The following is a 23,707-nucleotide window of genomic DNA, read 5'->3' on the forward strand; positions in this document are numbered from 1 at the left end:
ATGGGTTCCTTCGCTCGGTCAGGAGATACGTTCGGAAAAATACGAGAAAACGCGGCGCGGCACTCAGCCGTCCGCGCCGGAGTCAGGCGAGCCGGGCTTGCGCTGGGGCGGCTTGCGCTTGATGTACTTGAAGGTGCCTGAGGCCTTGGAGACGATGGCGCCGGCCTCATCGACGATCTCGCCCTCGCAGAACACCATGGTCGAGGTGCGATGCACGGCCAGCCCACGCGCGCGCAGCTTGCCGCGCCCCGGCGCCATAAAGCTGGTTTTCATCTCGATGGTGACCACGCCCCGGCCATCGGTGTCCATCGAACGGCCGGCGACGGCCATCGCCACGTCCAGCAGCGTCATCAGCACGCCGCCGTGGGCCATGTCCCAGCTGTTCTGGTGGCGTTCGCGCAGGTCGAGTTCGATCTCGCTGCGCCCGCCCTCCATGAAGTTGCAGCGCACGCCGAGGTCGGCCAGGAACGGGATCTTGAGGTTGAAGCCGTTGTCTTGTGTCATGGCTCAGATGGGGCTCAGGTTGCGCTCAGACCGCGCTCACGCCACCGTCGACGGCCAGGATCTGGCCGGTGATGTGCTTGCCCGCCGCCGTGGCGAACAGCAGCGCGGCGCCCTTGAGGTCTTCGTCGTCGCCCAGGCGGTGCAGCGGCACGCCGGCGCACATCGCCTCCACGCCCAGCCGCTCCAGCGAGCCCTTGGTCATCTTCGACGGGAAGAAGCCCGGCGCCAGCGCGTTGACGGTGATGTTGTGCTCGCCCCACTCGGCCGCCAGCGTGCGCGTGAAGTTGACCACGGCGCCCTTGGAAGTGTTGTAGGCAATCGTCTCCATGCTGCCCGGCGGGTTGCCAGCCAGCCCGGCAATGGACGCCACGTTGATCACGCGGCCATGGCGGCGCGGGATCATCGACAGCTTGCCCACGCGCTGCGTCAGCAGGAACAGGCCGCGGATGTTCAGGTTCATCACCTTGTCCCACGCTTCCACGGGGTGGTCTTCGGCCGGGGCGCCCCAGGTGGCGCCGGCGTTGTTGACCAGGATGTCGATGTGGCCGAGCCGGGCCAGCGACTCATCGGCCAGCCGCGCGATTTCGTCATCACGCGCGCCATCGGCGGCGATCCAGTCGGCCTCGATGCCGCGCGACTGCAAATGCGCCTGCGCGGCCTGCAGCTCGTCGGCCTTGCGGGCGGACAGCACGATGCGCGCGCCCTGCTCGCCCAGCGCCTCGGCAATCTGCAGCCCGAGCCCGCGCGAGCCGCCGGTGATCAGCGCGGTCTGGCCCTTGAGGTCGAACAGTTGCTGGATGGTATGCATGCTTGTCTCCTTGTTTTCTTGTGGATGCGGGCGTGCAGGGGGTCAGAACCAGGCGTCCTGCATGTCCAGCGTCGTACGGTCCAGCGTGGCCAGCAGGTCGAGCTGCGGGTACACCTTCGGCAGCTCGAAGCGGAAGAAGAACGCCGCCGCCGCCAGCTTGCCGCGATAGAAATCGCCGTCTTCGCCTTGTGCCTGCGGCAGCGCGGCTTGTGCCACCAGCGCCTGCTCCAGCCAGATCCACGCCACCACCACGTGGCCGAACGCCTCCAGATAGACCGAGGCGTTGGCGAGCGTGACGTTGGGGTCCCCTGCGGACCACAGCGTGGCGGTGACTTCCGCCAGCCGCTGCGACGCCTTGCCGAGCGCGGCGGCCTGCGCGGCCAGCGTCTTGTCACCGGTGGCGACGGCGCGCTCGCACGTGGCGCGCAGGCGCTCACCCACCAGCCGGAGCGCGGCGCCGTCCTGCATCACGACCTTGCGGCCCAGCAGGTCCAGCCCCTGAATGCCGTGGGTGCCTTCGTGAATCGGGTTCAGGCGGTTATCGCGATAGAACTGTTCGACGTTGTACTCGCGCGTGTAGCCGTAGCCGCCATGCACCTGGATGGCGAGGTTGTTCGCCTCCAGACACCATTGCGACGGCCAGCTCTTGGCGATCGGGGTCAGGATGTCGAGCAGCAGGGACAGTTCACGGTGCCGCTCGGCCTCGCCGGCAGCCTTGGCCGCGTGTTCCTCGTCCACCAGCCGCGCGCAGTACAGGTTCAGCGCCAGGCCGCCTTCGACATAGCTCTTCTGCGCCAGCAGCATGCGGCGGATGTCGGCATGCTCGACCAGCTTCACCTGCGGGCTCGCCGGGTCCTTGCCGCCCGGGCCGACCGGCCGGCCCTGCGGACGGTTGCGCGCGTAGTCCAGCGCATGGAGGTAGCCGGTGTAGCCCAGCGTCACCGCGCCCAGACCCACGCCGATGCGGGCCTCGTTCATCATGTGGAACATGCAGGCCAGGCCCTTGTGGGGCTCGCCCACGAGGTAGCCGATGGCGCCAGCCTTGCCGTCCGGGCGATATTTCATGCCTTCGCCGAAGTTCAGCAGGCAGTTGGTGGTGCCGCGATAGCCCATCTTGTGGTTCAGGCCGGCCAGCACCACGTCGTTATGCTCGCCGTGCGAGCCGTCGCCATTGACGAGGAACTTCGGCACGATGAACAGCGAGATGCCCTTGACGCCCGGGATCAGCTTGCCGTCCGGGCCGGGAATCTTGGCCAGCACGAGGTGGACGATGTTGTCCGACAACTCGTGCTCGCCGGCCGAGATCCACATCTTGTTCCCGCGCAGCCGGTATTGCTGGCCGAGCGGCGATTCGCCTTCGTAGTCGGCCCGCGTGGTGATGTCCGACAGCGACGAGCCCGCCTGCGGCTCCGACAGGCACATCGTGCCGAAGAAGCGGCCTTCGAGTTCGGGGCGAACAAAGGTGTCGATCTGCGCCGCCGTGCCGTGGGTGAGCAGCAGGTTGGCGTTGCCGATGGTCAGGAACGGATACGAACTCGTGCCGACGTTGGCCGCCTTGAAGTACGCGAACGCGGCCTTCTCGAGCGTGACCGGCAGCTGCATGCCGCCGTACTCGTAGTCCTGCCCGGCGGCCATCAGGCCGGCGTCGCAGAAGGCGCGCAGCGCGGTGCTGACTTCGGGAATGATGGTGACCGTCTCGCCATCGAAGTGCGGCTCGTTGGCATCGCTCTTCTTGTTGTGCGGCGCGAACAGGTCCGTGGCGATCTTCTCGCAGGTGTCCAGCGCGGCGTCGAAGGTCTCGCGCGAGTGGTCGGCGTAACGGGGAATCTGGGTGAGGTCCTCCGCCTTGAGCCACTCATAGAGCACAAAATTGAGGTCACGGCGGGAAAGAATCAGCGACATGGAATGCGAGGCTCCGGGCTGAGGGGATGAGGGATGTTGCTCCCCTCTCCCGCTTGCGGGAGAGGGGTTGGGGGAGAGGGCGGGAATGTCTCGATGCGATAGCGCATGTTGAACCGCCTGCCCTCTCCCCCGCCCCTCTCCCAGAGGGAGAGGGGAGACAACCATCAAGCGGGAGAAGACTTACAGCACTTCGAACAGCCCGGCAGCGCCCTGGCCGCCGCCGATGCACATCGTCACGACCACGTACTTCACGCCACGGCGCTTGCCTTCGATCAGCGCATGGCCGACCAGGCGGGCGCCGGAGACGCCGTACGGGTGGCCCACGGCGATGGCGCCGCCGTTCACGTTCAGGCGGTCCATCGGAATGCCGAGGGTGTCGGCGCAGTAGAGCACCTGCACCGCGAAGGCCTCGTTCAGCTCCCACAGGCCGATGTCGTCCACCTTCAAGCCGGCCTTCTTCAGCAGCTTGGGCACCGCGAACACCGGGCCGATGCCCATTTCGTCAGGCTCGCAGCCGGCCACGGCAAAGCCGCGGAACACGCCCATCGGCTGCAGGCCGCGGGCAGCCGCCACGCTCGCGTTCATCACCACCACTGCCGAGGCGCCGTCCGAGAACTGCGAGGCATTGCCGGCCGTGACCACGCCGCCGGGCATGGCGGTGCGGATCTTCGACACGCCTTCCAGCGTGGTGTCGGCGCGGATGCCCTCGTCGGCGTCGATCGTCACTTCCTTGGTCATCAGCTGGCCGGTGGCCTTGTCGGCCACGCCTGCGAGGACCGTCATCGGCACGATCTCGTCCTTGAACTTGCCGGCTTCCAGCGCGGCGGCGGCACGTTGCTGGCTGCGCACGCCGTATTCGTCCTGGCGCTCCTTCGAGATGTTGTAGCGCTTGGCCACGTTCTCGGCGGTCTGGAGCATGCTCCAGTAGATTTCCGGCTTGTTCTTGTTGAGCCAGCTTTCCTGGATCATGTGGCGGTTCATCTCCTGCTGTACGCACGAGATGGACTCCACGCCGCCGGCCACGAAGATGTCGCCTTCATCGGCAATCACGCGCTGTGCGGCCATGGCGATGGTTTGCAGGCCGGACGAGCAGAAGCGGTTCACGGTGGCGCCGGGCACGGTCACCGGGCAGCCGGCGCGCAGGGCGATCTGGCGCGCGATGTTGGCACCGGTGGCGCCTTCCGGGTTGGCACAGCCCATCAGCACGTCTTCCACTTCACCCGCCTCGATCTTGGCGCGCGCGATGGCGTGCTGGACCGCGTGACCGCCCAGGGTCGCGCCGTGGGTCATGTTGAATGCGCCCTTCCAGCTCTTGGCCAGCCCGGTGCGGGCCGTGGATACGATGACTGCCTCGTTCATGTCTTGCTCCTCGGTATCTTGGTGTCTCTTGCGAGTTATTCAGTGTGTTCAGCGTGGGGCGGCGGGATGGCCTTCCAGGACCTGGGCCGACGTCGCCCGGACCACGCCGGCGGCGGTCATGTCCGCCCAGGCCTGTTCCAGCGAGCCGTTCAGGTCGATGGCGCGGCAGGCGTCCTCGATCACCACGACCTCGAAGCCGGCGGCGCGCGCATCGAGCGCGCTCCAGGCCACGCAGTAGTCCGTGGCCAGCCCGGCGCAGAAGACGCGGGTGACGCCATGCTCCCGCAGGTAGCCGGCCAGCCCGGTTCGGGTGGTGCGGTCAGCCTCCAGGAACGCGGAATAGCTGTCCACGTCCGCATGATGGCCCTTGCGCAGCACCAGCCTTGCGTGCGGGATACACAGGTCCGCATGCAGCGCGGCGCCCGGGGTCTCCTGCACGCAATGGTCCGGCCAGAGCACCTGCTCGCCATAGGCCAGCGTGGTGGTCTGGAACGGCGCGCGGCCGGCGTGGCTGGTGGCGAACGACGCATGCCCGGCGGGATGCCAGTCCTGCGTCATCACCACATGGCCGAACGCCCGCGCCAGCCGGTTGATGACGGGCACCACTTCATCGCCCCGCGGCACAGCCAGCGCGCCATCGGGCATGAAGTCGTTCTGCACGTCGATCACCAGCAGGCAGTCCTGCGCGCCGTAGGTCATGGTCGAATCCGCTTCCTCACGCTATCTACTATCTATATCGGTGGCGGGTCAGCCGTTGAAGCCCTTGCCCTCGTCGGCCAGCTTCGTCAGCAGTGCGGCCGGCTTCCAGGCTTCGCCGTGATAACCCTTGGCGTAGCGCTGCATGGCCTGGACCACGTTGAACAGGCCAACCTGGTCCGCGTACAGCATCGGGCCGCCGCGGAACAGCGGGAAGCCGTAGCCAGTCAGGTAGACCATGTCGATGTCGGACGCCTTCGAGGCAATGCCTTCGTCCAGGATCTTGGCGCCCTCGTTGACCAGCGCGAACACCAGGCGCTCCACGATCTCCTCGTCGGAAATCTTGCGGCGCGTGAGTCCGAGCGCCTTCGAGTGCTCGACGATCATGTCGTTGACCTGCTGGTTCGGGTACGGCTTGCGGTCGCCCGGCTTGTAGTCGTACCAGCCGGCGCCGGTCTTCTGGCCGAAGCGGCCCAGCTCGCAGAGCTTGTCGGCGGTCTTCGAGTACTGAATGTCCGGCTTGTCCACGGCACGGCGCTTGCGGATGGCCCAGCCGATGTCGTTGCCGGCCAGGTCGCCCATGCGGAACGGGCCCATGGCGAAACCGAACTTCTCGATGGCCTTGTCCACCTGCTCGGGCAGCGCGCCTTCGTCCAGCAGATAGCCAGCCTGGCGGCTGTACTGCTCGATCATGCGGTTGCCGATGAAGCCGTCGCAGACGCCGGACACCACGGCAGTCTTCTTGATCTTCTTGGCGATCTGCATCACCGTGGCCAGCACGTCCTTGCCGGTTTCCGCGCCACGCACCACTTCCAGCAGCTTCATGACGTTGGCCGGGCTGAAGAAGTGCATGCCGACTACGTCCTGCGGACGCTTGGTGAACGAGGCGATCTTGTTCACATCGAGCGTGGAGGTGTTGGAGGCCAGGATCGCGCCGGGCTTCATCACTTCGTCCAGCTTCTTGAACACGATTTCCTTGACGCCCATTTCCTCGAACACGGCCTCGATGACCATGTCGGCGTCCTTGATGTCGTCATAGGACAGCGTGGTGTTCAGCAGGCCCATGCGCTGCTCGACCTTCTCCTGCGTGAGCTTGCCCTTCTTGGCGCTGTTCTCGTAGTTCTTGCGGATCGTGGTCACGCCACGGTCCAGCGCTTCCTGCTTGGTTTCCAGCATGGTCACCGGAATGCCTGCGTTCAGGAAGTTCATGGTGATGCCGCCGCCCATGGTGCCGGCGCCGATCACGGCCACGCGCTCGACCTTGCGCACCGGCGTGTCGCTGGACACATCGGGAATCTTGCTGGCGGCGCGCTCGCCGAAGAAGGCATGGCGCAGCGCGCGCGATTCCGGCGTGCCGACCAGGTACATGAAGCCTTCGCGCTCGGCCTTCAGGCCCTGCTCGAACGGCTTGAGCGAGGCGGCCACGGCCTCCACGCACTTCAGCGGCGCCGGGAAGTTCTTGGCTACGGCGGCCACGGTGGTCTTGGCGAAGGCCAGGAAGCCCTCGGCGTTCTCGTGGCGCACCTTCAGGTCGCGCACCTTCGGGTACGGGCCGGGGGCCGCGCCAACGTTCTGGGCGAACTTGATGGCGGCGGGCAGCACGTCACCGTCGACGATTTCATCGAACAGCTTCGAACCCGCAAACTTCTCGGACGGGATGGCCGTGCCCGAGACGATCATGTTCAGCGCATGCTCCAGGCCGATCACGCGTGGCAGGCGCTGCGTGCCACCGGCGCCGGGCAGCAGGCCCAGCTTCACTTCCGGCAGCGCGATCTGCGCGCCCTTGGCGGCCACGCGGTAGTTACAGCCCAGCGCCAGTTCCAGCCCGCCGCCCATGGCGACCGAGTGGATCGCGGCCACAACCGGCTTGGCGGAGGCTTCCACGGCGCGGATCACCGAATGCAGCGTCGGCTCCTGCGTGGCCTTCGGCGTGTTGAATTCGCGGATGTCGGCGCCGCCCGAGAAAGCCTTGCCGGCGCCGGTGATGACGACGGCCTTGACGGCCGCATCGTCCAGCGCACGGGTCAAGCCTTCGACGATGCCCAGCCGGGTGCTGTGACCCAGGCCGTTGACGGGGGGATTGTCGAGCGTGATGACGGCAACGCCGTCCTGAACCTGATACTGCGCTGTCATGCTGGTTCCTTTGGTCTTTGGTTGTCTCGGGATTCGAATTCTCGAATTTTTGTTACGGCCGGGGCCTTGCGCGGCGGTGTCGTGAAATGTCTCCTCACCCCGCAATCCCTTGCTCCACGGGCTGTCGGGCCCGAAAGCGGATCAAGCATACACAAAATAGCACGGTCGTTCAATTTCAATTTTCTGCGATGGATTCCCTGTCATGCGCGGGCTTCATGGCCGCTCCATCCGGCGTTCATGGTGAGCCTCGAAGCGGGCCGAAACCCTCAGGGGGAACCCGTAGGGAATCGGCCCGCTTGATGCCCGTCATGGCGGCGGAGGCACTTTTCAACCACCCTGCGGCCCAGGTTCGACTTTATTTGACGCCGCCCTCCAATCCACTAAAAAGGACAGGTTAGACTCGCGCCTTTTCGTTTTTATGGGTATGGCGTCCCCGCGCGCCCCGGCCGGCTTACGAGGCCGCCGGTATTCCCTGACGTTGCAGCGACCCTGTGTCTACCTGATGTCTTCCACTCACTCGCATCCCCATCCGCATCAACATCCCGTCGTCGAGCACGACGACCTGCGCCGCCAGCTCAAGGCACGCCACCTGACCATGATCGCCCTCGGCGGGGCCATCGGCACGGGGCTGTTCGTGGCCTCCGGCGCCTCGATCGCCCAGTCCGGCCCCGGCGGCGCCCTGCTCGCCTACTGCCTGATCGGCCTGATGGTCTATTGCCTGATGACCAGCCTCGGCGAACTGGCCGTGCACATGCCCGTGGCCGGCTCGTTTGTCACCTATAGCGCGGTCTATGTCGAGGAAGGCTTCGGCTTCGCGCTGGGCTGGAACTACTGGTTCAGCCTGGCCGTGACGATTGCGGTGGAACTGACCGCCGCCCAGCTCGTCATGCAGTACTGGTTCCCGGACGTGCCGGGCGTGGCCTGGAGCGCCGGCTTCCTGGCACTGATGTTCGCGCTCAACGCGTTCTCGGTGCGCGGCTTCGGCGAGGCCGAATACTGGTTCGCGCTGATCAAGGTGGTCACGGTGGTGGTGTTCCTCGGTGTGGGCGTGCTGATGATTGTCGGCATCATGCACGGCGGGCCGCAGTCGGGCTGGCACAACTTCACCATGGGCGAGGCGCCGTTCGTCGGCGGGCTGCCGGGGATGTTCGCGGTGGCGATGATCGCCGGGTTCTCGTTCCAGGGCACCGAGACCGTGGGCGTGGCCGCCGGCGAAGCCACCGACCCGGCCCGCACGCTGCCGCGCGCCATCCGGCAGACGTTCTGGCGCATCCTGCTGTTCTATGTGCTGGCGATCCTGATCATCGGCGTGCTGATTCCCTACACCGACCCGAGCCTGCTCCGCAACGACGTGACCGACGTGGGCGTGAGCCCGTTCGCGCTGGTCTTCCGCCACGCCGGGCTGGCCTTCGCGGCGGGGCTGATGAACGCGGTGGTGCTGACGGCGCTGCTGTCGGCGGGCACCTCGAGCATGTATGTCTCCACCCGCATCCTGTACGGCCTGGCCGTCAGCGGCCGCGCCCCGCGCATGTTCGCCCGGCTGACGCCGAGCGGCGTGCCGTTCAACGCGCTGCTGATCACCACCGGCATCGGCGCGCTGTGCTTCTTCAGTTCACTGTTTGGCGACAAGGCGGTGTACCTGTGGCTGCTCAATACCTCGGCCATGACCGGCTTCTTCGCCTGGCTCGGCATCGCCCTGAGCCACTACCGCTTCCGGCGCGGGCTGGTCTACCAGGGCTACAGCGTGAGCGACCTCGCATACCGGTCCCCCCTCTACCCCTTCGGCCCGATCTTCGCCGGCGTGCTGTGTGTGGTCATCGTGGCCGGCCAGAACTACCCGGCATTCGCCGATATTGCCAACCGCTGGCCAGAGATCCTGGCGACCTATATCGGCGTGCCGATGTTCCTGGCCCTGTGGATCGGCTACCGGATCGTCAAAAAGACCCGGCTGATCGACTATGAGGACATGCCGTTCGACCTGCCGAAGGCAACGAAGCGGTAAGGGTGTTGAGGTTTGAGACAGTATGCGGGCAATTGATCCCGCGCAAGGCGGGCAGCGGTCGGATAGGTAGGCTGGGCGTTCACCTTTGAGTGGAGGCCCATATGGACGCCAGAGACATCGCCAGGGAAGTCGACGCGAGCCAGGATCTGGCAACCGAGCTCCGCGAACTGGCGGGCCGCCGCTTGGGGATTGCCGCCGCCGCTGGCAACGATACTGAATCGATCGTTCGCATGCTCGGACTTGCCGAGACCATACGTCGCATGGAGTCCCGTCGAGCGACGTTGCACTTCAACGGCACACGTCTCATTTGGGTTGAGAATGGCGCGCACCAGTCGTGGCATGCTGTCTCGGGCGCGCCCGGACATACAGACAAGGAACATCAGGCAACCCGGCATCTGGGGCCCATTCCCGAAGGCCACTACAGTGCAAGGCAAGACCGCCTGCAGCGGTGGGAAAACTACTCCTGGTCCGATCGACGACGGTGCATCATCCGCGCCTTCGGCATCGTGAAGGGAAGTGGAACCTGGCCGGGCTGCGTCATGTCCTGGGGCAAGCGCCGGGTATGGCTGGACCCACTCCCGGGCACCCGGACACATGGACGCAGCGATTTCTCGATCCATGGTGGCTGGGTCGCCGGCTCGGCAGGCTGTATAGACCTGACCTCCGACATGCCTTCATTCGTTGATGCATTTCTAAAGTATGGAAAGGACATGGATGTCGTGGTTCGCTATTGAACGTGGTTGTCGCATCCTCTGGTCCGTGCTGCTGGTCGTTCTTTTCCTAAGCGTGTGCGCGGACCTCGCGACGGTCGCCGGCATTCCGCACCCTGCTGACGACAACGGCCCGCCCCTCTGGCGGATCCAGGGATTCCCCAACCTTCGCGCATACTTCGAATCGAGCGGGGAACAGATCTTCCTGCTTCTGTTCGCATTGGCTGGGCTGTGGGTCCGGCAACGCCGCCGCTGGCTAAACTGGGCATGGTCGATGCCACTGCTGTTCGGCATCGTCCTGCACGCCTATATCTATCCCTGACATGCCCTGGTCCAATATCGAACGCGGGTTGCGGATGGTCTGGTCGGGGATGTTGATGTGCCACCTCCTGGCCCTTGCGCTCCAATGCCTGTTGGCGGCAGCCAATGTCCTCGAAGGCCCGCAGGCCACCTATCCCGTGTATGGGCCGATCTGGGAGTCGGAGGGGTTTCAGGACCCGCTCGCCCATCTTTACCGTCAGGGACTGACTGCCTGCTACTGGCTGTTCGCCCTCGCTGGGCTCTGGATCCGCCAGCGGTCAATATGGCTGAACTGGGCATGGTCGCTGCCCTGGCTCGTAACGACGCTGATCGGACTGTTCACCGGAGGTTGGCCGGTATAGTGCCCCTCGATCACTGATCACTGGATTGGTGATCGAGAGACGTCCACACCGGCGCGCCCCCGCCCTTTCGTTGACTTACGACGCCAGGTTCGGCGGCAGCTTGCCGCCGTTCGCGGCCAGCTCCGTCATGACCTTCTTGTGCAGCCAGATGTTCATGGCGGCGGAGTCGTTCATGTCACCGGTGTAGTTCAGCTCCTTCGCCAGTTCCTTGCGGTGTTCCAGGCTGCTGTCGATGCCGAGCGCCTTCATGGTGTCGACAATCGACGTCCGCCAGTTCAGTTGTTGCCCCGACTCGGTGACGGCCTTGTCCATGACCGCTTCCACATCGACGGCCGACAGCGGCTTTGCAGCGCCACCCGCGGCGCTCGCGCCGGCCGGGACGGTTGCGCCGGGGCTGGCCGGATTGGGGCTCGCGGCAGGCGAGGTCGTGCCGGGCGTGGCGGTTGCCGTGCCGGCCGGCGACTGGGCCGGCTGGGACCGGTGCAGCAGCTTGTTCAGAATGTCCTTGAAGATGCTCATGGCGCCTCCTGCGCAACGTTCGTTGTAGCGAACCCGTCCCGCAAGTTCCGTTCCCATCGTCGCACCACGCCACGCACGGCGCTTGAGCCGCCAACTGCCGCCATCGTTACAACGCGCGAGCGGAACGGTCGGGCGATTCTGCAACGCCGCCCCATCCCTCGCCACGCCCGGCGGCGTCCCGCACTGGCACGCATCGTGCGCCCCGGTTCCTTATTGATCGACGAACGATCGACGAACTCCAAGGAACCGACGATGAAGAACCCCTGGCTGAAGAAAAACCCCATGCTGAGCATGTGGCTGAGCGGCGCCAACGCCGTAGCGGGCGCCGCCCGAGGCCGCGCGACCGCCGAAGCCAAACGCCAGGCCGCGTTGGCAACGTCCAGCATGATGAAAACCACGACTGATGCCTGGCTGGCCGCCCTCACCCCGGCTGCGCCTACTAAGAAGCGTGCCAAGCCAAAGAGCCGCCCGGGCGCGGGGCGGCGGAAGTAACCCTCAAACCTCCAGCCACTCCTTCCGCACCTGTCCATTCGCCTTCAGTTCGGTCGGCGTGCCCTCGAACACGATGTGCCCGTGGCCCATGACGTACACCCGTTGGGAGATATCGAGCGCGATCGCCAGTTTCTGTTCGATCAGCAGCACCGACACGCCGCGCTCCTTCAGCGTCTTCAGGAAATCGCCGACCAGCGCCACGATCATGGGCGCGAGGCCTTCGGTGGGTTCGTCGATGAGGATCAGGTCGGGGTCGCCCATCAGGGTGCGGCACAGCGTCAGCATCTGCTGTTCGCCGCCCGAGAGCACGCCGGCTGACGTGTTCTCGCGCTCCTTCAGCCTTGGGAACATTTGATACATATCGTCCACCGACCAGCGCGGCGATGACTGGCGCGGGTTGCGCTTCTCGCCCAGCAGCAGGTTCTGGCGCACGGTCAGGCCTGGGAAGATGTCGCGGTTCTCCGGCACATAGCCGATGCCCGCATGGGCGATCTCGAACGTGCGGCGGCCCAGGATTTCCTCGTCGCGGAAGCGCACGGACCCCTCGGCCTTGACCATGCCGAGGATCGCCTTGGCCATGGTCGAGCGTCCCACCCCGTTGCGGCCCAGCAGCGCCACGATCTCGCCCTCGTCGATATGGGCGTCCACGCCGTGCAGGATGTGGCTCTTGCCGTAATAGGCGTGCAGCCCGGTAACGTCCAGCATCCGCTTGCCCATCAGTGCGCTCCTTCCGGCACGGGTTCGTCGAGGCTCGTGCCCAGGTAGGCTTCCTTGACCTTGCGGTTGTTGCGGATGGCCTCGGGGGTGTCCGTGGCGATGACCTCGCCGTAGACCAGCACCGAGATCCGGTCCGCCAGGCCGAAGACCACGCTCATGTCGTGCTCCACCATCACCAGCGTCTTGCCGACCGTGACCTTGCGGATCAGTTCGACCGCGTGGTCCGATTCCGACCGGCTCATGCCGGCCGTGGGCTCGTCCAGCAGGATCACCTCGGCGCCGCCCGCGATGGTGATGCCGATCTCCAGCGCGCGCTGCTCGGCATAGGTCAGCAGCCCGGCCTGCGAATTGCGCCGATGCTGCATGCCGATCAGCTCCAGCACCTCGTCTGCCCGCTCGCGGGCGTCGCGCAGTTCGGAGAGCCGGTGCCAGAACGAATACTTGTAGCCGAGCGACCACAGCACCGCGCAGCGCAGGTTCTCGAACACGGACAGCCGGTGAAAGATATTGGTGATCTGGAAGCTGCGTGAGAGCCCCATCCGGTTGATCTCGAACGGCCGCAGCCCGCTGATGGGCTGGCCGTTCAGCCTGACCGTGCCCGAGCTAGGCGCAAACCGCCCCGAGATCAGGTTGAACGTGGTGGACTTGCCCGCCCCGTTCGGCCCGATCATCGCGTGGCGCTCTCCCTTGCCGATGGCCAGCGTCACGCCACGGATGATCTCGGTCTGGCCGAACTTCTTGCGCACATCGATGAGTTCCAGCGCGGGCGTGCCCCCGCCTGCCATGGCCGCCGTCATGCCTGACCTCCGAATTCCGCCTGAATCTTGTCGAGTTCGGCGCGCACGCGGCCCCCCGCCCAGCGCCACGCCACGTAGCCCACGGCCCAGAGCGCCGCCGCGAAGATCCACGGGGCCACCGTGCCGGCGTCGAACGCCACGCCGAACAGCCGCATCGCCGTGCCGTTGGCGCTATCCACCTGCACCTTGTAGACCAGCTCCACGGTCAGGATCAGCGCCGCCAGCAGCACCAGGCCGGCCACGGCCGCCTGGCCGTAGCTGGGCAGCATCCGCCCGAAGCGCTTCTTCGCCAGCAGCGGCATCTGCATCAGCAGCAGGCTGGCGATGCCGCCCGGCACGAACATCACCATCATCACGAAGAACAGGCCGAGATAGAGCAGCCAGGCCTTGGTCAGGTCCGACAGCGCCACCGCGAACAGTACGAAGACCACGGCGCCGATCACCGGACCGAAGAACACCCCCGCACCGCCGATGAAGGCCGCCAGCAGCACGCCGCCCGAGCGCACCGCGCTGACGTTCTCGGCGGAGACGATCTCGAAGTTGATCGCCGACAAGGCCCCGGCGATACCCGCGAAAAATGCCGAAAGAATCACTACGAGGAAGCGGACGCGCTGGGTGTTGTAGCCGATGAATTCGACGCGCTCCGGGTTGTCGCGCACGGCGTTGGCGATGCGGCCGAGCGGCGTCTGGGTCCAGGCGTACATCGCCACCATGGACGCCAGGCACCAGAGGGCAATCAGGTAATAGACCTGCCGGCCCGGGCCAAAGGTGATGCCCAGGAAGGGATCGCCGACCACCCGGTTCGTGGAAATGCCGCCCTCGCCGCCGAAGAAGTCCGGGAACATCAGGGAGCTGGCGAACACCATCTCACCGATGCCCATGGTGATCATGGCAAAGGTCGTGCCGGACTTCTTGGTCGTCACGTAGCCGAACAGCACGCCGAAGAACGCGCCGGCCAGCCCGCCCACCAGCGGCAGCATCGACACCGGCAGCCAGACCTTGCCGGCACCGATCATGTTCAGCACATGCACGGCGATGAACGCGCCGAGGCCCGCGTAGACCGCATGGCCGAAGGACAGCATGCCGGTCTGCCCGAGCAGCATGTTGTACGACAGCGCGAAGATAATCATGATGCCCATCTGGGACATCAGCGTCACGGCGAAGCCGCCCGTGAAGATCATCGGCATCACCAGCATCAGCAGCGCCGTGGCGCCCCAGATGATCCAGCGGGCGAGGTTGAGCGGGCGGTAGCGCATGGTGCGGCCGGTGACCACCGCGTTGGGAGTCTGTTGCATGGTCGTGGTCTCCATCGCTCAACTCTCCCGGGTGCCCATGAGCCCGCGCGGGCGGAAAATCAGCATCACCACGAGCAGCAGGTACGGCATCACGGGCGCCACCTGGGCCACCGTGAGCTTCCAGACCGAACTCAGTGGCGTGGCGTCGCTGACGTTGAGCCCCAGGCTGCCGAACAGGCCCGCCAGCGAGGCGTCGATCGTCACCGCGAAGGTTTGCAGCACGCCAATCAGGATCGAGGCGATGAACGCCCCCACCAGCGACCCCATGCCGCCCACCACAGCCACCACGAAGACGATGGAGCCCACCGCCGCCGCCATCGACGGCTCGGTCACGAAGGCATTGCCGCCGATCACCCCCGCCAGCCCCGCCAGCGCGGCGCCGCCGCCGAAGACCATCATGAACACGCGCGGCACGTTGTGGCCGAGGGCCTCGACCATTTCCGGGTGCGTCAGCGCGGCCTGGATCACCAGCCCGATGCGGGTGCGGGTCAGCACGAGGTAGATCGCCACCAGCATGCCCAGCGAGACCAGCATCATGAACGCCCGGTAGGTGGGGAAGGACGAGGTGAACACCGTGAACAGCGGCCCGTCCAGTTCCGGCGGAATCCGGTACGGCACCGCGGCCAGTCCCCAGACCAGCTTCACGCCTTCCTCGATCAGGTAGGCCAGGCCGAAGGTGAATAGCAATTCGGCGACGTGACCGAACTTGTGCACGGTGCGCAGCCCGAAGCGCTCGACCAGCGCGCCGGCTCCGGCCACCAGCAGCGGGGCCAGGATCAGCGCCGGCCAGAAGCCGATCTTGCTGGCGATGGTGTAGGCAAAGTAGGCGCCCAGCATATAGAAGCTGGCATGCGCGAAATTGAGCACGCCCATCATGCTGAAGATGAGCGTGAGCCCCGATGACAGCATGAACAGCAGCAGCCCGTAGCTGATGCCGTTCAATAGCGAAATGACGAAAAATTCCACGGCGGGTCCTTCGGTGGACGTGTGGCGCCCAGGGCAAAAGCGTGATTGTCCGCCGATCCGGGGCAGACGGAAACCCGTCCGGCCCCGGATCGCTCAGATGCCGGTCGCGCGCCGGATCAGCCCGGGCGCTTCATCTGGCAGGACGTGGGCTGGGCGGCCACGAACTGGTCGAGCTCCGCGTTCGTCTTCCAGCCGTAGCCGGTGTTCTCGGCGTCGTACTTGACTTCCTTGCCGTCCACCTTGGTCCACGTGGCCACCACGAGCGGCTGCTGCGCCTGGTGGTCGGTGTTACGCATTTCCACGGTGCCGTTCATGCTCTCCACCTTGAGCCCCTCCAGCGCGTGGGCCACCTTCACCGGATCGGTGGAGTTGGCCTTCTTCATGGCCTGGCTCAGCATGGCGATGCCCGTGTACGACGCCATCACGTAGAAATCGTCGTTGTACTTCTTCTTGAACCCCTCGATGATGTCCGAGCCCTTGAACCCCTTGTTGTTCGGGTTGTAGTAGCCCACGTACTTGACCCGCTCGGCGCCGGCAGCGCCCATGGCCGTTGCCACGCCCGTGGTGCCGGCATAGTAGGTGTAGTAGTTCGTGGTCAGCCCGGCGTCCTTGCCGGCCTTGATCAGCAGGGCCAGGTCGCTGCCCCAGTTGCCGGTGATGACCGTGTCGGCGCCCGACGCCTTGATCTTGGCCGCATACGGCGCGAAGTCCTTGACCTGCGCCAGCGGGTGCAGATCCTCGCCCACGATCTGGATGTCCGGACGTTTGCGCTTCAGGTAGTCCTTGGCGGCGCGCGTCACCTGGTGGCCGAACGAGTAGTTCTGGTTGATCAGGTAGACCTTCTTGACGTTCTGGTCCTTGGCCAGGAAGGTGGTCAGCGCCTCCATCTTCATGTCCGAGTTGGCGTCCAGCCGGAAGTGCCAGTAGTTGCACTTGCTGTTGGTCATGTCCGGGTCAACCGCCGCGTAGTTCAGGTAGACGATTTCCTTGCCCGGATTGCGCTCGTTGTGCTTGGCCACCGCGTCTTCGAGCGCCAGCCCCACCGAGGAGCCGTTGCCCTGCACGATATAGCGGATGTTCTGGTCCACGGCCTGCTTGAGGATGGTCAGGCTTTCCTGCGGCGACAGCTTGTTGTCAAACCCCACCACCTCGAACTTGTGCGCGCCGGCCCAGTTCTTCTGGTTGGCCACCTCGGCCACGTATTGCCAGCTCTTGAGCTGGTTCTGTCCCACCGGGGCCATCAGCCCCGACAGCGGATCGATGAAGGCAATCTTCACCGTCTCCGCCCCCGCCATGCCCGACACCAGCGTGGAACCCAGTGCCGCAAATACCGCCACACCAGCCACCAGCGGACGCATCTTCGTCATACCTGTCTCCTTCACTCTCGTTATCGAATGGCGATTGGCACCGCCGCGGGCGGGGTTGCCGCCTGCCTGTTGCTGCCTGTTATGGATGGGAATTGCACCCGGCCCCGGTCTACGCCGGTTGACTCAGGCGGTTGGCAGCTTGTAATCCTTGAACTGCTCGCGCAGCTTGAGCTTCTGCATCTTGCCGGTGGCCGTCAGCGGCATCTCGGTGACGAACGCCACGTCGTCCGGGATCCACCACTTGGCGACCTTGCCCTCGAAGAAGGCCAGCAGCGCTTCGCGCGTGATGTCCATGCCGGGCCGCCTGACCACCACCAGCAGCGGGCGCTCGTCCCACTTGGGGTGATAGGCGGAGATGCACGCGGCCATATGCACCGCCGGGTGGGCGGCAGCCACGTTCTCGACGTCGATGGACGAAATCCACTCGCCGCCGGACTTGATCACGTCCTTGCTGCGGTCCGTGATCTGCATGTAGCCCTCTTCGTCGATGGTCGCCACGTCCCCGGTGGGGAACCAGCCATCGACCAGCGGCGTGTTGTCGTTGCGGAAGTAGGTGGATATCACCCACGGGCCGCGCACATACAGGTCGCCGAAGGCCTTGCCGTCCCACGGCAGCTCGGCGCCTTCGCCATCGACGATCTTCATGTCGACGCCATAGATCACCCGGCCCTGCTTCTCCAGGATCTTGTGGCGCGCGTCCTCGGGGAGGTCCTCATGGCGGGCCAGCAGCTTGCACGAGGTGCCCAGCGGCGACATCTCGGTCATGCCCCAGGCGTGGATCACCTCCACGTCCAGCGCCTCGAGCGCGCGGATCATGGCCGGCGGCGCCGCCGAACCGCCGATCACGGTGCGACGGAACGTCGAGAATTTCAGATTGTTCGCATTGACATGCTGGAGCAAACCGAGCCAGACCGTCGGCACGCCAGCGGAAAAGGTCACCTTTTCCTGCTCGAACAGTTCGTAGAGCGAGGGGCCGTCCAGCTTGGCCCCCGGCAGCACCAGCTTGGCGCCGACCAGCGGCACCGAGTACGGCAGGCCCCAGGCGTTGACGTGGAACATCGGCACGACGGGCAGGATCACGTCCCGCGCGGAGCAGCCGAGCGCATCGGGCAGCGCGGACGCATACGAGTGCAGCACCGTGGACCGGTGCGAATACAGCGCGCCCTTCGGATTGCCGGTGGTGCCCGAGGTGTAGCAGAGGCTGGAGGCCAGGTTTTCGTCGAATTCCGGCCAGGTGTAGTCGCCATCCTGCGCGTCGATCAGGTCCTCGTAGCAGAGCAGCGGCACCTTGGCGTCGGCCGGCATGTGGGCGCGGTCGGTCATCATCACCCAGCCCTTCACGTTCGGGCAGTGCGGCGCCACGCCTTCCACCAACGGCAGGAAGGTGGCGTCGAAGAACACGTAGCGGTCTTCGGCGTGATTGACGATATAGGCGATCTGTTCCGGGAACAGCCGGGGATTGATGGTGTGGCAGACGGCGCCCATGCCGGAGACGCCGTAGTAGATCTCCAGGTGGCGATAGCCGTTCCACGCCAGCGTGCCGACCCGCTCGCCCTGCTGCACGCCGAGCGCGCCAAGGGCCTGGGCCACCTTGCGGGCCCGCAGTTCGCAATCGCGGTAGGTGTAGCGGTGGAGGTCGCCCTCGGTCCGCCGCGAGACGATTTCTGTGCTGGCGTAATACCGCGCAGCGTGCTTGATGATGGAGGAAATGAGCAGCGGCGCGCTCATCATTTGACCCATCAATGCCATGGAATGTCTCCAGTCTTGTCGTGGTCGGCAGAGAAAAACGAACAACCGTGCTTATTTTTGGCGGAATGTTCCCGTGCTCCTCGCCGCATGCGCGTCCACGTCATGCACGAGATTGATGTCCGCTATCGATAAGGCATGGCGCCCCGGTGGACACCCCCTCGGCCGACAGGGGAAAACCGGTGCAAGTACAATACTGCGTGCCCTGATGCGTCTCAATATGTCGTTTTCCCCTAGCCTGCAAGCGCACTTCGGCACCCCCTATTCACCTCCGCAGATCGCAAAGCAGGACGTCGATGCCCCCTGAGTCCCCCGTACCGTTCCGCACCGCGCCCGGCTTTGCCGCGCTGGGCGAGCGCTTCTTCACGCGCCTGCAGCCCACGCCGCTGCCCTCGCCCTACCTGGTCAGCGTGGCCCCGGCTGCCGCCGCGCTGCTGGGCTGGAACCCGCAGACGATCGGCGCCGAAGCCAGCCAGCCGGACTTCCTCGACACCTTTATCGGCAACCGCGTGCCTGACTGGGCCGACCCGCTGGCCACGGTCTACTCGGGCCACCAGTTCGGCGTCTGGGCCGGGCAACTGGGCGATGGCCGTGCCATCCGCCTCGCCGAGGCCGAGCGCGACGACGGCCCGTGGGAAATCCAGCTCAAGGGGGGCGGCCTGACGCCCTACTCGCGCATGGCCGATGGCCGCGCGGTGCTGCGCTCGTCGATCCGCGAATACCTGTGCTCCGAGGCCATGTACGCGCTGGGCGTGCCGACGACGCGGGCGCTGGCCATCGTCGGCTCGGACGCTCCGGTGCGCCGCGAGACCATCGAGACCGCCGCCGTGGTCACGCGCCTGGCGCCGAGCTTTATCCGCTTCGGCCATTTCGAACACTTCGCCGCGCGCGAGGACCATGCCGCGCTGCGCGAGCTGGCCGATTTCGTCATCGACCGCTTCTACCCCGCCTGCCGCGACGCCGGCGGCAACCCCTACCAGGCGCTGCTGCGCGAGGTCTCGCTGCGCACTGCGGACATGGTGGCGCACTGGCAGGCCGTCGGCTTCTGCCACGGGGTGATGAACACGGACAACATGTCGATCCTGGGCCTGACCATCGACTACGGTCCGTTCGGCTTCCTGGACGCCTTCGACGCCAACCATATTTGCAACCATTCCGACCAGCAGGGCCGCTACGCCTACAGCCAGCAGCCCCAGGTGGCGTTCTGGAACCTGCATTGCCTGGCGCAGGCGCTGCTCCCGCTCTGGCGCGATACCGATGCGGCCGATGCAGCCGATCCCGAGGCCGCCAAGGAAGCAGCGAAGGAAGCTGCAGTGGCCGCCGCGCGCGAGGCGCTCGACCCGTTCCGCGACCGCTACGCCGCCGCCTTCTTCCGCCACTATCGCGCCAAGCTGGGCCTGCGCCCGCTGGGCGGGCAGGAAAACGAGGACGAGGCGCTGCTGACCAACCTGTTCCGGGTACTGCACGCCAACCGCGTGGACTACACCTTGTTCTGGCGCAACCTCGCCCGCATCTCGGGGAAGGATGCGAACGCCGACGCCCCGGTGCGCGACCTGTTCCTGGACCGCGCCGCCTGGGACGCCTGGGCGGCCGAATACCGCGCCCGGCTGCAGGCCGAGCAGTCCGACGACGCTACGCGCGCCGCCGGCATGCTCGCCGTGAACCCGAAGTACATCCTGCGCAACCACCTCGCAGAAACCGCGATCCGCGCCGCGCGCGACAAGGATTTCTCCGAGGTAGACCGGCTGCTGGCCGTGCTGTCCCGGCCATTCGACGAGCAACCCGAGTCGGAAGCCTATGCCGCCCTGCCGCCGGACTGGGCGTCCGGGCTCGAAGTCAGTTGCTCGTCGTGACATCGACATAACGTGAATTTCTGAATCTGTAAGGATTGCCGCGCGAGTCCGACCAAGCAAGACTGGGGCCCCGCGCCACCGCCTAATGAGAAGGACGCAAGATGACCACCAAGAAAACCGACGCCGAATGGCGTGAGCAACTTTCCGACATCGAGTACCGCGTCGCGCGCGAAGCCGCCACCGAGCGCCCGTTCACGGGCCGCTACTGGGACCACTGGAACCAGGGCATCTACCACTGCGTGGGGTGCGGCACGCCGCTGTTCGAATCGGCCACGAAGTTCGACGCCGGCTGCGGCTGGCCCAGCTATTTCAAGCCAATCAACGGCGAGGTAATCGACGAGCACACGGACCACACCCACGGCATGACCCGCGTGGAAGTGCGCTGCAAGGAATGCGGCAGCCACCTGGGCCACGTGTTCGAGGACGGCCCGGCCCCCACCGGCCTGCGCTATTGCATCAACTCGGCTGCGCTAAAATTCGACGATCGGGATCCTTCCGATCGCGGGTGATTCATCGAGTGATGTAATCGTTGCTTCGGATGCCCGCCGCGCGCCATTCCCCAAGTACAATGGCGCGGCCGCGGGCCTCTGCGCTCGGCAAGCCCGCCAATCAACAATCGTCCGCATGAAATTTCTTTTCGACCTGTTTCCGGTCATCCTGTTCTTCATCGCCTTCAAGCTGTTCGGCATCTATCCGGCCACGGCCGTCGCGATGATTGCCACGGTGCTCCAGATTGCCTGGGTGCGCATCCGCCATGGAAAGGTGGAGCCGATGCAATGGGTCAGCCTGCTGATCATTGGCGTGTTTGGCGGTGCAACGATCCTGTTGCACAACGAGACCTTCATCAAGTGGAAGCCGACGGTGCTCTACTGGCTGTTCGCGGTGACGCTGGTGGGCTCTGTCATCGGCTGGCGCAAGAACCTGGTGCGGGCCATGATGGAAAAGCAGGTCACCCTGCCGGACGCGATGTGGGGCCGCCTGAATGCCGCCTGGGCGGGCTTCTTCGCCGCCATGGGCCTGCTGAACCTCTACGTGGCGTACACGTTCTCCACGGATACCTGGGTCAACTTCAAGCTGTTCGGCAGCATGGGGCTGATGCTGGTGTTCATCGTGCTGCAGAGCATCTGGATGTCGCGCCATATCCAGGAAACCCCGTCCGAGTAAACCGGACGCCACGCTACAAGGAACCCGGATGGCTGCAGACCCCGCCACCATCGAGACGCTGCTGCGTGCGGCCCTCGACCCCTCCCGCCTGACCGTGCGCGACGACAGCGCGGCCCATGCCGGCCATGCCGGCGCGGCCTCGGGCGGAGGCCATTACGATGTGCTGATCGTCAGCGAGTTGTTTGCGGGCCACTCGCGGGTTGCCCGCCATCGCATGGTGTATGATGCGCTGCGCGCCCTGTTCCCGGCGCAGATTCATGCGCTGGCCGTCAGCGCCTACACCGACCAAGAATATCAATCCCGCGAAGCTTCACGCGACGCTACCCGCAACTCTCAGACCTGATTCCATGAAGACCACCGTCCTCTCGTTCAGCCTGGCGGCTGTGCTTGCTGCTGGCAGCCTGCCCGCAATCGCCCAGAACGCCGCCGTTGTGAATGGCAAGCCCATCCCCTCGGCCAAGCTGGACAAGCTGATCGCCGGCACCGGCCAGCCCGCCAGCCCCGAGCTGCGCGACCGGGCCCGCACCATGCTGATCGACCGGGAACTGCTGCTGCAGGAAGCCAACAAGCGCGGCATCACCCAGCGCGACGACGTGCAGGAGCAACTCGAGCAGGCCAAGCTCAACGTGCTGGCCGGCGCGGTGTTCGAGGACTACGTGCGCACCAACGGCGCCAACGACGACGAACTGCGCAAGCAGTACGACAAGATCAAGGCGCAGTTCGGCAACGGCAAGGAATACCACGCCCGCCACATCCTGGTGGAGAAGGAAGCCGACGCCAAGGCGATCATCGCCAAGATCAAGGGCGGCGCCAAGTTCGAGGACGTGGCCAAGGCTTCGTCGAAGGACACCGGCTCGGCTGTCAACGGCGGCGACCTGGACTGGGCCAACAGCACCAGCTACGTGCCCGAGTTCTCGGCCGCGATGACCGGCCTGAAGAAGGGCCAGATGACCGAAACGCCGGTCAAGACCCAGTTTGGCTGGCACATCATCGAACTGGTGGACACGCGCGACGCCAAGATCCCGTCGTTCGAGGAAGTGAAGCCGCAGCTGCAACAGATGCTGATGGGCGACCAGGCCTGGCAGCGCGAGCAGTTCCAGGCGATGATGAAGTCGATCAAGGAAAAGGCCAAGATCCAGTAAGGATCCCGGCGTTTCCCGATACCGAAACCGGCGCCCAGGCGCCGGTTTTTGTTTTCCGGGCGCGCTGGCGCACACTTTGGGGAGATTTCGACATTCCCCCGGCACAGTGCGCTCGGTAAGATGTTTCCCACGGGCCGCCGGGCTGTTCCGGACCGGCATCCGGCATCCTGGGAGCGCATCGCAAGCATGGGCGTGACAAGCGGCTACTGGCACCTGTGGCACCTCTACTCGCGCGGCATCGTCTATTGCGCGCTGGGCATGCCCCATATCGATTGCACGGGCATGCGCTGGCGCCATCTCCACCCCCACCTGCCCGAGCGCGACCGCTACGCACAGACCAAGCTGCTCCAGGCCACGATCGCCTATATGGAGATGCACGGCGAGCTGCCCGTGCCGCCCGACGCCGACCGCATGCGCCTGCTGTACTCGCGCTACCTGCCCTGGAGCGCCCGACTCCAGGCAGACACGGCGCCCATCGACCCCACCTTGAACCCCGCGAGGGCCTGACCTCGCTTCCCCCCGACCTCGGCTTCAAGTATCTCTGGCATCACCCCTGACCCGACGATTTCTCGGCCAGGCTGGAACTGGAGCGGCCGGGCTCGGATGCGCGCCACATCATCACTGAAGCCTGCCGCGAGGCGCTGGCCGAGGACCAGAGCGACTGCATCGTCCTGGGCTGCGCGGGCATGACCGACCTGTGCGACGAGATCTCCGACGCGATTGGCGCGCCGGTCATCGACGGCGTGTCCTGCGCCGTCAAGATGGCCGAGGCGCTTGTCTCGCTGCGGCTCTCCACCAGCAAGCGCGGAGACTGGGGGCTTGCGCATGGCAAATGAGCAAAAGAAAAGCCCGCTTGCGCGGGCTTTTCTGGGA

The 23,707-nt window shown here is 65.6% G+C and carries 24 protein-coding genes and 1 pseudogene; 12 read left to right on the plus strand and 13 right to left on the minus strand.

Annotated features, from left to right (window positions below; all coding sequences use genetic code 11):
- Window positions 1-63 precede the first annotated feature (63 nt).
- The 6 genes from AC1DEL_RS03515 to AC1DEL_RS03540 all read right to left on the minus strand — a co-directional run bounded on the left by AC1DEL_RS03515 (window position 64) and on the right by AC1DEL_RS03540 (window position 7,402).
- A complete protein-coding gene (locus tag AC1DEL_RS03515; RefSeq protein ID WP_092293161.1) occupies window positions 64-504 on the minus strand; it encodes a PaaI family thioesterase in 441 nt (146 codons plus the stop codon).
- Between the two features lie 25 nt (window positions 505-529).
- Complete coding sequence (locus tag AC1DEL_RS03520) at window positions 530-1,312, minus strand: SDR family oxidoreductase (protein WP_092293158.1); 783 nt, start codon at window positions 1,310-1,312, stop codon at window positions 530-532.
- A gap of 42 nt (window positions 1,313-1,354) precedes the next feature.
- Window positions 1,355-3,214 (minus strand): acyl-CoA dehydrogenase, encoded by a 1,860-nt coding sequence (locus tag AC1DEL_RS03525; protein ID WP_477125218.1) that lies wholly within the window; start codon window positions 3,212-3,214, stop codon window positions 1,355-1,357.
- Window positions 3,215-3,394: 180 nt separating this feature from the next.
- On the minus strand, window positions 3,395-4,573 hold the full coding sequence (locus tag AC1DEL_RS03530) for an acetyl-CoA C-acyltransferase (protein WP_477125219.1): 1,179 nt from the start codon (window positions 4,571-4,573) through the stop codon (window positions 3,395-3,397).
- Between the two features lie 48 nt (window positions 4,574-4,621).
- Window positions 4,622-5,272: a bifunctional nicotinamidase/pyrazinamidase gene (gene pncA, locus AC1DEL_RS03535; RefSeq protein ID WP_441591041.1), complete on the minus strand. Its 651-nt coding sequence runs from the start codon at window positions 5,270-5,272 to the stop codon at window positions 4,622-4,624.
- Window positions 5,273-5,320: 48 nt separating this feature from the next.
- Window positions 5,321-7,402 carry a 3-hydroxyacyl-CoA dehydrogenase NAD-binding domain-containing protein gene (locus AC1DEL_RS03540; protein ID WP_092293149.1) on the minus strand — a complete coding sequence of 694 codons (2,082 nt, stop codon included), beginning with the start codon at window positions 7,400-7,402 and terminating at the stop codon, window positions 5,321-5,323.
- Between the two features lie 502 nt (window positions 7,403-7,904).
- Between AC1DEL_RS03540 and AC1DEL_RS03545 the strand changes: the two genes are divergently transcribed.
- The 4 genes from AC1DEL_RS03545 to AC1DEL_RS03560 all read left to right on the plus strand — a co-directional run bounded on the left by AC1DEL_RS03545 (window position 7,905) and on the right by AC1DEL_RS03560 (window position 10,776).
- Window positions 7,905-9,404: an amino acid permease gene (locus AC1DEL_RS03545; protein ID WP_477125220.1), complete on the plus strand. Its 1,500-nt coding sequence runs from the start codon at window positions 7,905-7,907 to the stop codon at window positions 9,402-9,404.
- A gap of 101 nt (window positions 9,405-9,505) precedes the next feature.
- Window positions 9,506-10,138 carry a hypothetical protein gene (locus AC1DEL_RS03550; RefSeq protein ID WP_441591042.1) on the plus strand — a complete coding sequence of 211 codons (633 nt, stop codon included), beginning with the start codon at window positions 9,506-9,508 and terminating at the stop codon, window positions 10,136-10,138.
- Window positions 10,119-10,436, plus strand: coding sequence for a hypothetical protein (locus AC1DEL_RS03555; RefSeq protein WP_092293142.1), 318 nt, complete (start codon window positions 10,119-10,121; stop codon window positions 10,434-10,436). Before AC1DEL_RS03550 ends, AC1DEL_RS03555 begins: the two co-directional genes overlap by 20 nt.
- Window position 10,437: 1 nt before the next feature.
- A complete protein-coding gene (locus AC1DEL_RS03560; RefSeq protein WP_092293140.1) occupies window positions 10,438-10,776 on the plus strand; it encodes a hypothetical protein in 339 nt (112 codons plus the stop codon).
- 75 nt (window positions 10,777-10,851) lie between these two features.
- Here AC1DEL_RS03560 and AC1DEL_RS03565 read toward each other — a convergent pair whose 3' ends face one another.
- Window positions 10,852-11,295: a DUF3597 domain-containing protein gene (locus tag AC1DEL_RS03565; protein ID WP_477110163.1), complete on the minus strand. Its 444-nt coding sequence runs from the start codon at window positions 11,293-11,295 to the stop codon at window positions 10,852-10,854.
- Between the two features lie 252 nt (window positions 11,296-11,547).
- Between AC1DEL_RS03565 and AC1DEL_RS03570 the strand changes: the two genes are divergently transcribed.
- Window positions 11,548-11,787 (plus strand): hypothetical protein, encoded by a 240-nt coding sequence (locus AC1DEL_RS03570; RefSeq protein WP_477104973.1) that lies wholly within the window; start codon window positions 11,548-11,550, stop codon window positions 11,785-11,787.
- A gap of 3 nt (window positions 11,788-11,790) precedes the next feature.
- Here AC1DEL_RS03570 and AC1DEL_RS03575 read toward each other — a convergent pair whose 3' ends face one another.
- From AC1DEL_RS03575 to AC1DEL_RS03600, 6 genes are all read right to left on the minus strand, one after another.
- Window positions 11,791-12,504 carry an ABC transporter ATP-binding protein gene (locus AC1DEL_RS03575; RefSeq protein WP_477125221.1) on the minus strand — a complete coding sequence of 238 codons (714 nt, stop codon included), beginning with the start codon at window positions 12,502-12,504 and terminating at the stop codon, window positions 11,791-11,793.
- On the minus strand, window positions 12,504-13,301 hold the full coding sequence (locus AC1DEL_RS03580; RefSeq protein WP_441591045.1) for an ABC transporter ATP-binding protein: 798 nt from the start codon (window positions 13,299-13,301) through the stop codon (window positions 12,504-12,506). The genes AC1DEL_RS03575 and AC1DEL_RS03580 overlap by 1 nt, the downstream gene beginning before the upstream one ends.
- On the minus strand, window positions 13,298-14,611 hold the full coding sequence (locus tag AC1DEL_RS03585) for a branched-chain amino acid ABC transporter permease (protein WP_092293132.1): 1,314 nt from the start codon (window positions 14,609-14,611) through the stop codon (window positions 13,298-13,300). The genes AC1DEL_RS03580 and AC1DEL_RS03585 overlap by 4 nt, the downstream gene beginning before the upstream one ends.
- Window positions 14,612-14,614: 3 nt before the next feature.
- Complete coding sequence (locus tag AC1DEL_RS03590) at window positions 14,615-15,562, minus strand: branched-chain amino acid ABC transporter permease (protein ID WP_092293131.1); 948 nt, start codon at window positions 15,560-15,562, stop codon at window positions 14,615-14,617.
- A gap of 116 nt (window positions 15,563-15,678) precedes the next feature.
- Window positions 15,679-16,929, minus strand: a complete 1,251-nt coding sequence (locus AC1DEL_RS03595) for a branched-chain amino acid ABC transporter substrate-binding protein (protein ID WP_092293129.1) — start codon at window positions 16,927-16,929, stop codon at window positions 15,679-15,681.
- Window positions 16,930-17,052: 123 nt separating this feature from the next.
- Complete coding sequence (locus AC1DEL_RS03600; RefSeq protein ID WP_092293127.1) at window positions 17,053-18,678, minus strand: 3-(methylthio)propionyl-CoA ligase; 1,626 nt, start codon at window positions 18,676-18,678, stop codon at window positions 17,053-17,055.
- Window positions 18,679-18,971: 293 nt separating this feature from the next.
- On the opposite strand from AC1DEL_RS03600, the gene AC1DEL_RS03605 reads away from it, so the two are divergent.
- The 7 genes and pseudogenes from AC1DEL_RS03605 to AC1DEL_RS03635 all read left to right on the plus strand — a co-directional run.
- Window positions 18,972-20,528, plus strand: a complete 1,557-nt coding sequence (locus tag AC1DEL_RS03605) for a protein adenylyltransferase SelO (RefSeq protein ID WP_477125222.1) — start codon at window positions 18,972-18,974, stop codon at window positions 20,526-20,528.
- A 101-nt stretch (window positions 20,529-20,629) separates the two neighbouring features.
- Window positions 20,630-21,037, plus strand: coding sequence for a peptide-methionine (R)-S-oxide reductase MsrB (gene msrB, locus AC1DEL_RS03610; RefSeq protein ID WP_092293123.1), 408 nt, complete (start codon window positions 20,630-20,632; stop codon window positions 21,035-21,037).
- Window positions 21,038-21,152: 115 nt separating this feature from the next.
- Window positions 21,153-21,692, plus strand: coding sequence for a septation protein A (locus AC1DEL_RS03615; RefSeq protein ID WP_092293121.1), 540 nt, complete (start codon window positions 21,153-21,155; stop codon window positions 21,690-21,692).
- Window positions 21,693-21,720: 28 nt separating this feature from the next.
- Window positions 21,721-22,035 carry a BolA family protein gene (locus tag AC1DEL_RS03620; protein WP_092293119.1) on the plus strand — a complete coding sequence of 105 codons (315 nt, stop codon included), beginning with the start codon at window positions 21,721-21,723 and terminating at the stop codon, window positions 22,033-22,035.
- A gap of 4 nt (window positions 22,036-22,039) precedes the next feature.
- Window positions 22,040-22,834 carry a peptidylprolyl isomerase gene (locus AC1DEL_RS03625; protein ID WP_092293117.1) on the plus strand — a complete coding sequence of 265 codons (795 nt, stop codon included), beginning with the start codon at window positions 22,040-22,042 and terminating at the stop codon, window positions 22,832-22,834.
- Between the two features lie 186 nt (window positions 22,835-23,020).
- Window positions 23,021-23,341 carry a hypothetical protein gene (locus tag AC1DEL_RS03630; protein ID WP_092293114.1) on the plus strand — a complete coding sequence of 107 codons (321 nt, stop codon included), beginning with the start codon at window positions 23,021-23,023 and terminating at the stop codon, window positions 23,339-23,341.
- Between the two features lie 71 nt (window positions 23,342-23,412).
- Window positions 23,413-23,670, plus strand: a pseudogene (locus AC1DEL_RS03635) (aspartate/glutamate racemase family protein); the annotation flags it as partial.
- Between the last annotated feature and the right edge of the window lie 37 nt (window positions 23,671-23,707).

The sequence above is a fragment of the Cupriavidus sp. 10L43_2 genome, assembly GCF_056395265.1.